This is a genomic window from Pedobacter sp., from assembly GCF_041645105.1.
In the GTDB taxonomy this organism is placed as follows: Bacteria; Bacteroidota; Bacteroidia; order Sphingobacteriales; family Sphingobacteriaceae; genus Pedobacter.
Genome location: NZ_JBAZQQ010000004.1, coordinates 368,294 through 382,050, shown reverse-complemented (window position 1 = coordinate 382,050; position 13,757 = coordinate 368,294). Strand labels below are relative to the sequence as shown.

At 36.9% G+C, this 13,757-nt stretch carries 14 protein-coding genes; 7 read left to right on the top strand and 7 right to left on the bottom strand.

Going from position 1 to position 13,757, the window contains the following annotated elements:
* Positions 1 to 2: 2 nt before the first annotated feature.
* Together WC623_RS14940 and WC623_RS14935 are read left to right on the top strand one after the other, a co-directional pair.
* On the top strand, positions 3 to 704 hold the full coding sequence (locus WC623_RS14940; protein WP_372852433.1) for an SDR family NAD(P)-dependent oxidoreductase: 702 nt from the start codon (positions 3 to 5) through the stop codon (positions 702 to 704).
* 63 nt (positions 705 to 767) lie between these two features.
* Positions 768 to 1,307 carry a C40 family peptidase gene (locus WC623_RS14935; RefSeq protein WP_372852431.1) on the top strand — a complete coding sequence of 180 codons (540 nt, stop codon included), beginning with the start codon at positions 768 to 770 and terminating at the stop codon, positions 1,305 to 1,307.
* Here the strand turns inward: WC623_RS14935 and WC623_RS14930 are convergent.
* The 3 genes from WC623_RS14930 to WC623_RS14920 form a co-directional block, all read right to left on the bottom strand.
* On the bottom strand, positions 1,302 to 2,189 hold the full coding sequence (locus WC623_RS14930; RefSeq protein WP_372852429.1) for a flavin reductase family protein: 888 nt from the start codon (positions 2,187 to 2,189) through the stop codon (positions 1,302 to 1,304). The two genes, WC623_RS14935 and WC623_RS14930, sit on opposite strands and share 6 nt — an antisense overlap.
* A 3-nt stretch (positions 2,190 to 2,192) precedes the next feature.
* Complete coding sequence (locus tag WC623_RS14925; protein WP_372852427.1) at positions 2,193 to 3,188, bottom strand: fumarylacetoacetate hydrolase family protein; 996 nt, start codon at positions 3,186 to 3,188, stop codon at positions 2,193 to 2,195.
* A gap of 80 nt (positions 3,189 to 3,268) precedes the next feature.
* A complete protein-coding gene (locus WC623_RS14920; RefSeq protein WP_372852425.1) occupies positions 3,269 to 4,600 on the bottom strand; it encodes an anaerobic C4-dicarboxylate transporter family protein in 1,332 nt (443 codons plus the stop codon).
* Between the two features lie 407 nt (positions 4,601 to 5,007).
* Between WC623_RS14920 and WC623_RS14915 the strand changes: the two genes are divergently transcribed.
* The 3 genes from WC623_RS14915 (at position 5,008) to WC623_RS14905 (ending at position 8,581) form a co-directional block, all read left to right on the top strand.
* Complete coding sequence (locus WC623_RS14915) at positions 5,008 to 6,174, top strand: homogentisate 1,2-dioxygenase (RefSeq protein ID WP_372852423.1); 1,167 nt, start codon at positions 5,008 to 5,010, stop codon at positions 6,172 to 6,174.
* A gap of 231 nt (positions 6,175 to 6,405) precedes the next feature.
* Entirely contained in the window at positions 6,406 to 7,536 is a 1,131-nt protein-coding gene (gene hppD, locus WC623_RS14910) for a 4-hydroxyphenylpyruvate dioxygenase (protein ID WP_372852421.1), read from the top strand.
* A gap of 124 nt (positions 7,537 to 7,660) precedes the next feature.
* The gene (locus WC623_RS14905; RefSeq protein WP_372852419.1) at positions 7,661 to 8,581 is read left to right on the top strand and encodes a YihY/virulence factor BrkB family protein; all 921 of its coding nucleotides are present in this window, start codon (positions 7,661 to 7,663) and stop codon (positions 8,579 to 8,581) included.
* On the opposite strand, the gene WC623_RS14900 is transcribed toward WC623_RS14905, so the two are convergent.
* The gene (locus WC623_RS14900) at positions 8,582 to 8,854 is read right to left on the bottom strand and encodes a hypothetical protein (RefSeq protein WP_372852417.1); all 273 of its coding nucleotides are present in this window, start codon (positions 8,852 to 8,854) and stop codon (positions 8,582 to 8,584) included.
* Between the two features lie 112 nt (positions 8,855 to 8,966).
* Positions 8,967 to 9,554 carry a porin family protein gene (locus WC623_RS14895; protein ID WP_372852415.1) on the bottom strand — a complete coding sequence of 196 codons (588 nt, stop codon included), beginning with the start codon at positions 9,552 to 9,554 and terminating at the stop codon, positions 8,967 to 8,969.
* A gap of 136 nt (positions 9,555 to 9,690) precedes the next feature.
* Between WC623_RS14895 and WC623_RS14890 the strand changes: the two genes are divergently transcribed.
* Complete coding sequence (locus tag WC623_RS14890) at positions 9,691 to 11,460, top strand: histidine kinase N-terminal 7TM domain-containing protein (RefSeq protein WP_372852412.1); 1,770 nt, start codon at positions 9,691 to 9,693, stop codon at positions 11,458 to 11,460.
* Between the two features lie 74 nt (positions 11,461 to 11,534).
* On the opposite strand, the gene WC623_RS14885 is transcribed toward WC623_RS14890, so the two are convergent.
* Positions 11,535 to 11,834: a hypothetical protein gene (locus tag WC623_RS14885; RefSeq protein ID WP_372852409.1), complete on the bottom strand. Its 300-nt coding sequence runs from the start codon at positions 11,832 to 11,834 to the stop codon at positions 11,535 to 11,537.
* A 179-nt stretch (positions 11,835 to 12,013) separates the two neighbouring features.
* Between WC623_RS14885 and WC623_RS14880 the strand changes: the two genes are divergently transcribed.
* Positions 12,014 to 13,168, top strand: a complete 1,155-nt coding sequence (locus WC623_RS14880) for a tetratricopeptide repeat protein (protein WP_372852407.1) — start codon at positions 12,014 to 12,016, stop codon at positions 13,166 to 13,168.
* On the opposite strand, the gene WC623_RS14875 is transcribed toward WC623_RS14880, so the two are convergent.
* On the bottom strand, positions 13,169 to 13,753 hold the full coding sequence (locus WC623_RS14875) for a riboflavin synthase (RefSeq protein WP_372852405.1): 585 nt from the start codon (positions 13,751 to 13,753) through the stop codon (positions 13,169 to 13,171).
* Positions 13,754 to 13,757 lie beyond the last annotated feature (4 nt).

Below are 13,757 nucleotides of genomic sequence, written 5' to 3'. Positions count from 1 at the left end.
TAATGAATATTGTATTAACAGGCGCCAGCAGTGGAATTGGCTTTGAAGCTGCATTAGAATTCACACTAAATAAAGAAAACAAGGTTGTTTGCATAGCCAGATCAGCTGATAAGCTCCGAAAATTACTCGAAATTGCTAAAGGTATTAATCCAGATTGCACATTATTACCTGTGGAATTTGACATTATTAATGATGATTATGCTGCTTTAGTACCTTTTCTTAAGGAAAAACTAGGCAATATTGATATCTTGATCAACAATGCTGGTGCATTGATTAACAAACCATTTTCTGAGACCACTGCCGAAGATCTGGCCTGTATGTTTGAAAGCAATGTACTTGGACATTTTAATATGATTCAAAACTTACTTCCATTGATGGGCAGTGGAAGTCACATTGTAAATATAGGTAGTATGGGAGGTTTTCAAGGCAGCGTTAAATTCCCTGGACTTTCTGCTTACTCTGCCAGCAAAGCAGCATTACATACCTTAACGGAATGCCTGGCTTTTGAGCTCCTTGAAACTGGTGTAAAAGTGAACTGTCTGGCTCTTGGCTCTGCTCAAACAGAGATGTTGGAACAAGCATTTCCAGGGTACCAATCTCCCGTTCTTGCTTTCGAAATGGGCAAGTATGTGGCCGACTTTGCCCGTACTGGCCACAAATTTTTTAATGGAAAAATACTCCCTGTAGCAGTAACAACTCCTTAATCAATAAGTTATCAACATTTCTTAAACCTAAAGTATTAATTTAATACCTTAGGCAAAGTTAATATGAAGAGTCTCCCAATTGCATTATGTTTTCTTTTTTTGAGTGTGTTTGCGGCTAAATCGCAGACAACCGTACCACTCCAATACCAGCAATTGGTAAACAAACTTTCTGAGCAAAGTAAAGTGGTAAACAAACCGAAACCTGTTGAATCACCTAATCGTTTACTGGAATTCGCAAAATCAATGCTTGGTATAAGATACAGAGCTGCTTCCAGTAGTCCTAGCAAGGGTTTTGACTGCTCTGGTTTCGTCAATTATGTCTTCAGTAATTTTGGGTTTAAAGTTCCTCGTTCATCCAGAGAATTCGCAACAAGTGGAGAGGCTAAAAAACTTGAAGAGGCAAAAATTGGTGATGTGATATTGTTTACAGGCACCAACAGCAGGTCAAGAACACCCGGTCACGTGGGAATCATCTACTCCATAAATGGTGATGAGATTAAGTTTATCCATTCTTCATCTGGAAATGCTAAAGGAGTTACCATTTCAAGCTTAGAGGAAGGTTTTTATAAGAAACGCTTCTTAAAAGTGGTAAGCATTTTATAGCAATACCACTTTTAAAGCATCATTGACATTCCCTTTACTCAGCCATGCTCTGGCCAGTTCATGCAACTCACGTTCACGGTTATTCATATCTCCTATAGTTGCATCAAATATTTCTTTGACTTCCGGGTTGTTCTGAATAGCATCAATTTCATCAGCTTCAGGTAAATATTCAATATTCCCCAACATTCCCAGATCATTACCTGTCAACACTTTAGAATTCCTTACAGCCGCGGGTAAAGCATCAACACCAATACCCAAGGTTGTTAATGGTTTAGCTACCTTAAACAAGTTTTCTGATGTAACGCGGCAATACCAATCGCCACCCAGTCTGGCTACCAGATCTATCTTAGCCTGATCAATTTTACCATCTACATCAAGTATATTTTCTTTAATGTGAATCAGCTTGACTTCCGCAAGTATAAGATTTCCGGCTCCAGGATTTTCCCCAAGATGAATCACTTCTCTTACTACACATTCCATTTGCACAGGTGCCTCAGCCACTCTTGGCGGTTTCACAAGTACCGAGGGCATCATTGTAAAACCTGATTTCTCGAATTCATTAACCCCTTTTGGATATTCCGTACTCGCCAGGCTCATTTGCTGAACCATCGGATAATTCACAATATTGATGACACACTCCTTAACCTCGAGTATATTCTCTAAAGTATGTTTGGTAGTATTATCTCGCACCCTCCTTGCCGGCGAAAAGATGCACAGCGGTGGATTTGCACTAAACATGTTAAAGAAACTAAAGGGGCTAAGGTTAACATTACCCTCCAAATCAATTGTCGTAGCAAAGCAGATCGGCCTCGGTGCAATTGCATATTGCATATAGTTCTGCAACTGCGCCGGGGTCGCTTCAGCTGTATTTATTGTTAACATCAATTATTTTTTTAACGCCAGAATTGAAAAATCTGTATCTGCTTTTTTAATGGTATTACTTAAATGACCAAGACCAGTGACTTCCATTTCTACCACATCTCCATCTTGTAACCATTGAGGTTTAAAGTTAGGGTCATTCAATAAGCCTGTCCCATTCAATTCAAGAAAGCAGCCCGTGCCAACTGTTCCAGAACCGATTACATCTCCAGGTAAAATATCAGCACCATATGCACAACGTTCAATAATTTCAGCAAATGTCCAATCCATATCTGCCATATTCCCAGCCGACACTTCTACTCCATTTACTTTACAGGTCATCTTTAAATCATAAGCATTTCCTGTATGCCCAGCTTTGGCATCTGTCTTATATTGTTCAAGCTCATCAGGAGTAACCAGCCACGGACCAATTACAGTCGAGAAATCTTTTCCTTTAGCTGGCCCCAGGTTTAACAGCATTTCTTCCATTTGCAGCGTTCTGGCACTCATATCATTCATCACCATATAACCGGCAATGTAATCATCTGCTTCAGCAGCTGTTATATTACGCCCTTTCTTACCAATTACTACTGCTACTTCCAATTCGAAATCAAGCTTTTGAAAATGATCAGGCATACATTCTATTTCTCCTGGTCCTTGAATGGCATTGTGATTTGTAAAGTAAAAAATAGGATACTGGTCAAACTCTGCAATCATTTCTACTTTTCTGTTTCTACGTGCTGACGCTACATGCTGACGAAAAGCATAACCATCTCTACATGATGTAGGATGCGGAACCGGTGCAAGCAATTCAAAAAAAGCTTCCTGTTTTGGCTCCAGTTCACCAGATTTAATTTGTGCATCAATCTTTTTAGCTCTCTCCATCAATTCAGCACCGCCTTGCAAAAAAGCATTCATTTCATCAGGCAATAATTTATCACAAGAATTCAGGTTATAAATATGCCCATTTACATAAACACCAAGGTGCTCTATGTCTTCTGTTTTATAGGATACCAGCTTCATATATCAGTTCTTTTTTATTTTTTAAGTAGTTTTCCAAAGCTATATAAAATTAAACAAAAGCACTATAGCAAAGGCACGAGTTAAAGCAAAATGGCAGCTAACAAAAAGCCTACCGCAATGGTTACCGTTACTGTCGTTAAGCCTGGTGGGGTAAATGAATGATTCACCAAAAAACGACCAATCCTTGTTGTTCCTGTTCTGTCGAAACCCATTGCAGCTACCAATGTCGGATAGCTTGGAATAATAAAATCTCCATTAACCGCAGGGAACATTGCAATAAGAGCCGGAGCTGGAATTCCTAAAGCGATGCCTAAAGGCATTAATGCTCTTACAGTTGCTGCTTGACTAAACAGTAAAATAGACATTACAAATAAGGCAATGGCAAAAGTCCAGGGATGATCAGTAACAAATGCACTTAAATGCGTTTCAAAGAAAGGCATATGCGCTTGCAAATAAGTATCGCTCATCCATGCTACCCCAAATATACATATTACTGCTTCGGACCCTGATCTGAAAATGGTACTCTGAGAAACCTTTGTTGCAGGGATTTTAGATACAAAAACAATTACAGCTGCAGCCGCCAGCATTAATAATTCTATCATTTCAACCATCCTCATTGGTTGCATCTTCCCATCTACTGGAAATGATGGTCGAACAGAAGGAATTGCGGCAAAAATCACCACACTTATAACAGCTAACAGAAAAACATACACAGCTCTTTTTGACTCCGCAGTATAAGTTTTTTTTGCGTCCCCCTGCGAAGTATCACCATCTAATAACTTTACGAATTCCGGATCTCTTAGTCGTTCCAGAAACTCCGGATCTTTCATCAGGTCCTTACCTTGCCTATTAGCGATAAGAGCACCCGCCAGCACACCTATTATGGTAGCTGGGATAGCAACAATTAGTATATGAGTCAGCTCATACCCTTTAGGAGCAATTAAGGTAGTTAATGCAACAGTAGCTGCAGAAATAGGACTGGCCGTTATGGCCATATGTGCAGCAATTACAGATATACTGAGTGGACGTTCAGGCCTGACCCTTTTCTTCGTAGCCACCTCGGCTATAATGGGAAGCAGAGAATAAATAATATGTGCTGTTCCTGCTACTAAAGTAAATGTATAGGTAACCAGTGGTCCTAACCAGGTAATATGATTTGGGTTTTTACGCAAAATACGTTCAGCAATTCCAACCATAAAATCCATTCCCCCTGAGGCCTGTAAGGCAGCGGCAGCAGTTACAACAGACAAGATGATCAGCATCACATCAATTGGAGGAGTTGTTGGCTTAAGGCCAAAGCCCAGCGCAAAAATGAGTAGTCCTACCGCACCCATCACTCCTAGTCCTACACCTTTCATGCGCGCACCAACGAGTATAAGCAAAATTAAAATTGCCAATTGTATCCAGATCATCGTTTAATTATTTTGGTTTGTTTGTATGTTTTTTTAACGGTTTTAAATATATAAATTAATTACAACGAATAATATATCCTTTTTCATTAATCAGTAAAGCTGTTGCATAACGTAACATTTATAATTCAACAACATTACTTCGATCAATATGTGGCTTATTATTTTGGTTATTCATTGATTTAATACTTAAATTAGCAGACGTAAAAGAAAATGGTAAAAAGCTGTTTCATATATCAAAGTCAAATTGCCTCGCAAGCGCTGGCAGCATTCAGATATGGCATGCTTTCTAAAATCATTTTCGCACAATATTCCAAATAGCATTTCCATCTTTAATGCCTTCAGTTAAAACGCTTTTCATGGTTTTAACGTTTTACTTATTATTCTAACCAATTAACTGACATATTGCTATGCCTATTTATCATACATTAGGATCCATTCCCGCAAAACGCCATACGGTTTTTCGTAAACCCGATGGAAAACTTTACGCAGAAGAGCTCGTTTCTACGGAGGGTTTCTCAAGCTTATATTCTCTTGTATACCATTGTCACCCACCAACCATGGTAAAAGCACTTGGTGAACCCTATTCTGTTGAACCTAAAATTGCGAGAGAAAAGCATTTAAGGCATACCAGCCTGATTGGCTTTAATATAAAACCTGAAGACGACTATTTAAAAAGCAGAAAACCTGTTTTGGTAAATAGCGACCTTCATATTTCTCTTGCTGCACCTAAAAAATCAATGACCGACTACTTTTATAAAAATAGTCAGGCTGATGAGGTTATCTTTATTCATGAAGGGACAGGTATATTAAAAACAGGTTTTGGGAAGATTTCTTTTAAATATGGAGACTACCTGGTAATTCCGCGTGGCACGATTTACCAGATCGAATTTAATGATGAGAACAACAGACTGTTTATTGTAGAAAGCTTTAGTCCAATACGTACACCTAAACGTTACAGAAATGCTTTTGGGCAACTGGAAGAGCACTCGCCTTTTTGTGAAAGAGATATCAGACGTCCACAGGACCTGGAAACAATTGATGAATACGGTGATTTTAAAGTACTGATCAAAAAACAGGGAATAATGTATCCTTACACTTATGGTACACATCCTTTTGATTTTGTGGGCTGGGATGGCTTCCACTATCCATGGGCATTTTCTATCCATGATTTTGAGCCTATAACCGGCAGATTACATCAGCCTCCACCCGTGCATCAAACTTTTGAAGGACATAATTTCGTGATCTGCTCTTTCGTTCCTCGTAAATACGATTATCACCCACTTTCTATACCTGCTCCTTATAACCACAGCAATGTGGATAGTGATGAGGTGCTATATTATGTTGATGGCGACTTTATGAGTAGAAAAAGTGTGGTGAAGGGACAAATTACTTTGCATCCTGGTGGGATTCCTCATGGACCTCATCCTGGTACAGTTGAGAAATCTATTGGAAAGGAAAGTACTGAAGAATTAGCTGTGATGATTGATCCTTTCCGCCCGCTGATGTTAACAGAAGATGCGGTAAATATTGAAGATGAAGGGTATCATAAGAGCTGGCAAGAAAATATAGAATAAAAAATCCAGTGCTATTCACTGACTCAAACATTTTGCTGAAGGGCAAAATCTTTACATGTCAGCTCATAGCAACTGTATTTTTTTGGAAAGCAGGGAGGGTAAAGCAGGGAGGATAAAGCAAGGTGGAAATAACAGGGAGGATATAGCAGGGCATCGCGAAGAGGAATAGAGGGCAGGTAGCCAAAAAAGAAATAGACTAACTAACTTATTATCATAAAAAAAAAACTAAAAATGTCAACACAAACATTTGCAGAAAAGATTGCTAAAGCGCAGGATTTTCTTCCTATAAATGGAACAGACTACATCGAATTTTATGTCGGTAATGCTAAACAGGCAGCTCATTATTATAAAACAGCGTTTGGTTTTCAGTCGCTCGCCTATGCAGGGCCTGAAACTGGTGTTCGCGACCGTGCTTCTTATGTATTAAAGCAAGGAAAAATCCGATTGGTATTAACCACAGCACTTAAATCTGAAAGTCCTATTTCTGATCATGTGAAATTGCATGGTGATGGAGTAAAAATCCTGGCACTTTGGGTAGATGATGCTTATAGTGCATTTGAGGAAACAACAAAACGTGGTGGTAAACCATATTTGGAACCTGTGACTCTTAAAGATGAGTACGGCGAAGTACGCATGTCAGGTATATACACTTATGGAGAAACGGTTCATATGTTTATCGAACGCAAAAACTATAAAGGTGCCTTTTTACCTGGTTATAGAGAATGGAATAGTGATTATAACCCTACTGAAGCAGGTTTATTATACATAGATCATTGTGTAGGGAATGTAGGCTGGAATAGAATGAATGAAACAGTGAAATGGTATGAAGAGGTAATGGGTTTTGTAAATATACTTTCATTTGATGACAAACAGATCAACACAGAGTATTCTGCACTGATGAGTAAAGTAATGAGCAATGGGAATGGCTTTTCTAAATTCCCTATTAATGAGCCAGCAGAGGGAAAAAAGAAATCGCAGATTGAAGAGTATTTAGAATTTTACGAAGGCGAAGGGGTGCAGCACATTGCAGTAGCAACAAAAGATATTTTGACTACTGTAAAGGAATTAAAAGCTCGAGGGGTTGAGTTTTTAAGTGCACCCCCTGAAGCCTATTACAATATGATGCCCGAACGTGTGGGCGAAATTGATGAGGAAATTGCCCAACTTAAGGAATTAGGTATACTGGTTGACTGTGATGAAGAAGGATATTTATTGCAAATTTTCACAAAACCTGTAGAAGACCGTCCAACTTTATTCTTTGAAATCATTCAACGTAAAGGAGCCCAATCATTTGGTGCAGGAAACTTTAAAGCACTATTTGAGTCTCTGGAACGTGAACAAGAGTTAAGAGGTAATTTGTAAGTCATTGCATAGACTTATCAACAGAATGGCCTGCTCATCATTTATGAGTAGGCTTTTTTGTAAATTTGTCCAGCCCCATATTAAATAAAAATACTTATTTTCGGGCTTTAGGCACTTGCGGCGTATGGAATACAACTTAATCGACAGAACAAAGCTTTTTTTCACCAGGTTTACTGCTGCTTTCAAGTTATTCCAAAAAAACGATCCTCTGCGCCTTGCAGGAGCAACAGCATTCTTTGCAAACTTTGCACTTCCACCCATCCTTTTAATATTAATTCGGATGTTCGGTTTTTTCATTGATAAAAAACTACTAGCTTCCCGTTTATTTGACAGACTAGGCTCTATATTAGATGATGACAGCACAGGATTAATTAGGCAGGTATTACGTAACATCAGGGGTGTTGATCATCAATGGTATGCCACCTTAATCAGTTTTTTATTCTTTCTTTTCGTAGCAACAACTCTGTTTAATGTCATTAAGAACTCGATGGACCAAATCTGGTCCATCGGTAAAAAAGACCGTGTAGGTTTTATGTTCACCATGAAATTAAGAGCAAGATCTATGATTATCATATTACTTGCCGGGATATTATTACTGGTAGGCTTTCTTGCAGATATTATCCAGGACTTCATAGGAACCTATTTAAACACTGCCGCTCCAACATTTGGAAAATTTTTCCTGACAGCACTAAACCAATTGCTATTTATAATCATTGTAATGACCTGGTTTACCGTACTCTTCCGCTTTTTAACAAATGGCAGGCCCACATGGGTTACTGCACTTAGAGGTGGTATTCTTACAGCAATCTTATTTGCCATAGGCAAATATATTCTGCGAATACTACTCCCATTAAGTGGTATAGGAAATATATACGGCACATCAGGATCTATTGTACTGATCATGCTATTCGTATTTTATTCTTCTTTTATATTTTACTTTGGTGCCTGCTATGTAAAAATCCTGAGTGATGACAAATCAACACCGATACGTCCAATAAAGGGCACTTTTAATTATGAAATAAAAGAAGTTATCAAAAACACTTAACTATCTGACCACAACCTGCTCAAATCCCTGCATTTCAAACACAGCTAACTTATTCAGCAAGTTGTAGTGTAAAGTCCCAAAGAAATTTATAATTCCATCTTTGTTCTTACCCTCAATACAAATACTCTCTTTCACCACCTCCTGATGTTTCAAATACTGGTCAGAAAGTATGATCTCTTCGTCCTGAATCCGGACATCAGCAGCATCAATCGAGAACTGTTTAAGGAGCTCCGCGAAGCTCTTTCCATTTAAAAGCAACTCTTTAATATTCATAGCCGTATATATTAAGTTAGGGACAAATTTAAACTCAATTATAACGCCAAAAAGAAAGGGTAAATATCTAGTACTTACCCTTATTAACAAAATGTTGAAAACTTTCTGTTTTTTAAAATAGCTTCAGTGCTAAACCAAAAGTAAATAAGCTCAGTTTTGTATCATTATAACCATCTTTTCCAATTTTAGAAAGTCCGGTTTCATATCTCAAATCTAAACCAAGTTTACCAATATCTACACCTGCACCAAATTGCCAGGCAAAGTTCTGATCTTTAAAGTTACCTTTAAATACATCACCAGCAGCATCACCAAAAGACTGCTCTTTATCTAAAACAAAGGATACAACAGGGCCAGTATTTAAACGTATACCTACACCGGCAGCTCCAATTTTGGTTCCAACCAATACCGGCACATCTAAACTGGTAAAGGTTACTTTGTTTTCTTCTCCTGTATTAGCTTTAAGGGTCGTATTCTTACCACTTAAATATAATTCTGGTTGCAAATGAATACCAGCGGCACCAATCCGAGTCCATAAACCCGCATAATAACCAGCTCTGTTATCACTACTGAAAGTATTTTCTGTACTTAATTTAGAAAGGTTTAGTCCTCCTTTAAGTCCAAATTGGAAGCTCGGCAAAACCTGACTAAAAGCGCTGAAACTGAGAGCGACAAAGAATGCAGATAAGATTATTTTTCTCATATAGGGATGTTTAATTAATTTACTAAAGGTAAAAATAACAATATTTTCAATTGAAAAGTAAATTACGTAGTTTTATATTAAATAATCTCTTTAATGTCCACATACTTTTTCGCAGTTTATTATCATGAATATCTGAATGAATTTTATATTTAATTCGTACGCCACTACTTTAATTTTTTGCGGCATTATCACCTTATTCTTTTCTTATCAACTATTTCAAAAAAAGCGTGAAGCATTGCGTCTTTTTGGTTTTATGATGGTCTCAAACTCTGTTTGGTCAATAGCCTATGGCTTTGAATTGGCTAGCACCACCATAAACATGATGTACTTTTTCATAAAAATAGAATACCTTGGCATCACCACTCTCCCTGTAAGCTGGCTCTTATTTTGCCTTAATCTTTCAGGAAAAGAGAGCTGGTATAAAAACCGATTAAACTTATATGGATTACTTATTGTGCCATTCGTTACAGTATTATTGGTATGGACAAATAGTTATCATCATCTGCACTACCGAAATATAAGTATTGACCAAACTACCCCATTTCCATTATTAAAAATAGAGCCTGGTATTTGGTATAGCTTCTACATGGCTTATTTCTACATACTGCTTGGCTTAGGCAGCTCTCTGATTCTTAAAACAGTAAAAACTGAATCCATATACAAACGACAAAACTATACCATTTTCTTTGCAGCACTCATACCTTGGATAGTTAACTTAGCCTACTTACTCGGCTTTCGTCCCATTGCCAATCTGGATCTAACTCCCTTCGCTTTCATTATTGCTACTATGCTTATAGCCATAGCTATTTATCGATTTAAATTGTTCGATATACTTCCCATTGCCAGAGAAAAAGTTCTGGATCTGATTCAGGATGGCTACCTGGTTCTTGACGGCAAAAACAGGGTTATAGATTATAATCTTTCCTTTAAGCAATATCTACCTGATTTATTACGAAGTAAAATAATAGGAACACATATTGAATCACTGTTTCCACAACAAACCGACTTCCTGGACTTTCTAAAAAACCACAACTCAGGAAAAATAGAAATGAGAATACAGGTTCATAGTACAGTATCTGATCTTGAAGCAGATATCCAATATCTGAACCAACATCAGCTTAATAGCGAAGCAACTATTATTAAACTTCAGGATTTAACAGCAACAAAAGAAGACGCATTAAAATCTAAATTACAAACTGATGAGCTTAAGAAGCTGAACCAATTAAAGGATAAGATTTTTTCAATTATAGCCCACGATCTTAGAGCTCCTCTTGTCAATCTCTCAGAAGTATTAAAAATGATCAATACCGGGATGATTAGTCCTGATGAATTCAAGACCCTATCTCCGAAACTGAGTCGAGATATTCTATACACAACAGATTTACTGGAAAACATTCTACACTGGTCTAGAAGTCAACTTAAAGGGTACGGAATAAACAAAGTACATTTTGAACTAAGGAACTTGATTACCAATGAGGTAAACTATCACCTGCCATCAGCTACAATAAAGCATATTAAAATCCTTCAGGATGTGTTCCCGGGACAAATTGTTTATGGAGATATGTTAATGATACAAATAGTGATAAGAAATATATTAAACAACTCTATTAAATTCTGCAATGAAGGCTGCGAAATAATTATTAGTGCTGCATTTCAATCTAACCATCAGATGATGATTTGCATTGAAGATAATGGACAAGGAATGTCAGCAGAAGCATTAGAAACGGTCAACTCCGGCACAGGTTTATCAACCAGAGGAACTAAAGATGAAAAAGGGACAGGTTTAGGGTTAGTGATATGCAGAGATTTTATGGAACGTAATAATGGAACAATGGAAGTATACAGTGAGCGAGACAGAGGCACCACTTTCAAATTGTATTTACCAATTGATGAACAGAATTTATAAATGAATACTAAAAAACCGGGCCTAAAATCATTTATGAGATTTTAGGCCCGATATCAAAAAATTTATAAAAACCATTATTGCCCGTTAACCCCTTTAATAGCTTCTTGCTCTTTCAAGGCATCGACGTTATTTTTATTACCAAAATTCTGGGTCTTGTCTGCAAAGTATTCAAGAATTCCCACTATTGTATCTAAGTTATCAGAAACACGCTGGTGCATATCAGGAAGATCTTTATTTAATCTTGTATCCCCCAATTCAATGTTATCAACCTCAATTTTTCCTAACTTCTGAATAATAGCCTGTTGTGAGTGCTGTAAATCTTCAAGCTCTCTCACTATCTTTTCCATTAACTCAAACTTCTTTAAAGTATCCATATCACTCTTATTAATATTAACGTTCTAATGTATTATTATACCTAATAACCAATTGACTTGAAATTATGTTTTAATTAAATTCAATAATATCGGATTCTAAAAAATAGAAGCTAAAGTAAATACTCAATATATTTGCATTGCACAGCAATAACTAATAATTTAGTTTCAAATTAATTATCATGAAAAGACTACTGCTTATTTTAAATATACTTTGTACATATTACTATAGTATCGCCCAGTCTAAACGAATCGACAACGATAAGCTACTAGAATATTACCAATCGCAACAATATGTTGAGGCTGCAAACTACTTGCAAAATATCTATAATGAAGATACTCAGAATCCAAAAGAAATAAGACAATTGGCATATGCATATGTTATGGCAGGTAAGCTTCCTGAAGCTGAAAAAAACTATTTAAAACTATACGAACAGCAGCCTAAGAGTTTACCCATTCTATTTAGCCTGGCAAGTATTAATGTGAGGAGAGGAAATGATGAAAAAGCAAAAGAATATTACCAGGAGATCATAAGAAATGACACGACCAGCTTCAATGCCTATAAGGGTCTAGCACAATTATACAGAGGGGAAGACAGGAAAACAATGGATAAAAGGATGTCAATCCTATATACAGCAAACAAGCTAAATCCTATAGATCCTGATATCGCATTTGATTTGTGTGAAACATATTTAAAAATGGAAAACCTTAGTGATGCGATGAAGGTCTTGGATACTGCTTTGGTAGCCGACAGTACAAACCTAAGGTTATTAAAAATGAAAATGCCAATTGGTATTGCTACAAAAAACTATAAAATATCTGTGGAGACCGGCGAGCTACTGTTAAAATATGGTGACAGTTCTTCATTTGTATTGAACAACCTGGCCAAATCCTACTTCCTTCTGCTTGACTACAGAAATGCTTTGAAGTATTTCTTAAAATTGGATGGTCAGCAATTAGATAGCGAGGTATTATCCTATAACATTGGGATGAGTTATAGAGGAGTAAAAGATTATAAAAACGCAATCCCCTATTTACAAAAAGCAATTAACTATGGGATATCGCAAAAAATCGCCAGCTATTATGGATTATTAGGTGATTCATTTGAAGGCGTAAACAAAAATGCCGAAGCAAATGCGGCTTATAAAAAAGGTTTACAGTTTGAAAACAATGGAAGCCTCCTCTATAACATCGCTCTTGTTTACGAAACCAAACTAAATGATAAGAAGAATGCTATTGATTACTATGGTCAATACCTTAAAACTATTAATGTAGCCGAAAAACCCCGATTAGCAGGATTTATCAAAAACAAAATCGAAGAGTTAAAAAGGAGATGATTAAAGATTTGTCAACCTTGCTACATATTTACCTATAATATCAAATTCAATATTTACAGCATCTCCAACACTTACTTCTTGTAAATTGGTATGTTCAAACGTATATGGAATAATAAAAACTGAGAACTCATCCCTTTCAGAACCAACAACAGTAAGACTAATTCCGTTAACACAAACAGAACCCTTTTCTACTGTAACGTTTCCCGTACCCGCATCATACTTAAAACGATACTCCCAACTACCATCTAATTCAGCCCTTTTAATACAAATGGCAGTCTGATCTACGTGTCCTTGCACAATATGTCCATCAAGACGGCCATTCATTAACATACACCTTTCAAGATTAACCTTGCTCCCTAACTTTAAATCCTGTATGTTACTTTTTTCCAAAGTCTCTTGTATTGCTGTAACGGTATGACTGTTTTCTGTTAATGATACTACTGTTAAACAAACCCCATTATGTGCAACACTTTGATCTATTTTAAGCTGATTACTCATATCAGACTTAATCGTAAAATGTAGGTTCGTTCCCTCTGCAATTATATTTTCAACTTCACCAAGTGTTTCAATTATCCCTGTAAACATTCTT

Coding starts and splice junctions, on each gene's coding strand:
- WC623_RS14895 (WP_372852415.1), bottom strand. CDS start 9,554: ATGAGAAAAATAATCTTATCTGCATTCTTTGTCGCTCTCAGTTTCAGC.
- WC623_RS14900 (WP_372852417.1), bottom strand. CDS start 8,854: ATGAATATTAAAGAGTTGCTTTTAAATGGAAAGAGCTTCGCGGAGCTC.
- hppD (WP_372852421.1), top strand. CDS start 6,406: ATGTCAACACAAACATTTGCAGAAAAGATTGCTAAAGCGCAGGATTTT.
- WC623_RS14920 (WP_372852425.1), bottom strand. CDS start 4,600: ATGATCTGGATACAATTGGCAATTTTAATTTTGCTTATACTCGTTGGT.
- WC623_RS14905 (WP_372852419.1), top strand. CDS start 7,661: ATGGAATACAACTTAATCGACAGAACAAAGCTTTTTTTCACCAGGTTT.
- WC623_RS14890 (WP_372852412.1), top strand. CDS start 9,691: ATGAATTTTATATTTAATTCGTACGCCACTACTTTAATTTTTTGCGGC.
- WC623_RS14885 (WP_372852409.1), bottom strand. CDS start 11,834: ATGGATACTTTAAAGAAGTTTGAGTTAATGGAAAAGATAGTGAGAGAG.
- WC623_RS14880 (WP_372852407.1), top strand. CDS start 12,014: ATGAAAAGACTACTGCTTATTTTAAATATACTTTGTACATATTACTAT.
- WC623_RS14935 (WP_372852431.1), top strand. CDS start 768: ATGAAGAGTCTCCCAATTGCATTATGTTTTCTTTTTTTGAGTGTGTTT.
- WC623_RS14930 (WP_372852429.1), bottom strand. CDS start 2,189: ATGTTAACAATAAATACAGCTGAAGCGACCCCGGCGCAGTTGCAGAAC.
- WC623_RS14915 (WP_372852423.1), top strand. CDS start 5,008: ATGCCTATTTATCATACATTAGGATCCATTCCCGCAAAACGCCATACG.
- WC623_RS14875 (WP_372852405.1), bottom strand. CDS start 13,753: ATGTTTACAGGGATAATTGAAACACTTGGTGAAGTTGAAAATATAATT.
- WC623_RS14940 (WP_372852433.1), top strand. CDS start 3: ATGAATATTGTATTAACAGGCGCCAGCAGTGGAATTGGCTTTGAAGCT.
- WC623_RS14925 (WP_372852427.1), bottom strand. CDS start 3,188: ATGAAGCTGGTATCCTATAAAACAGAAGACATAGAGCACCTTGGTGTT.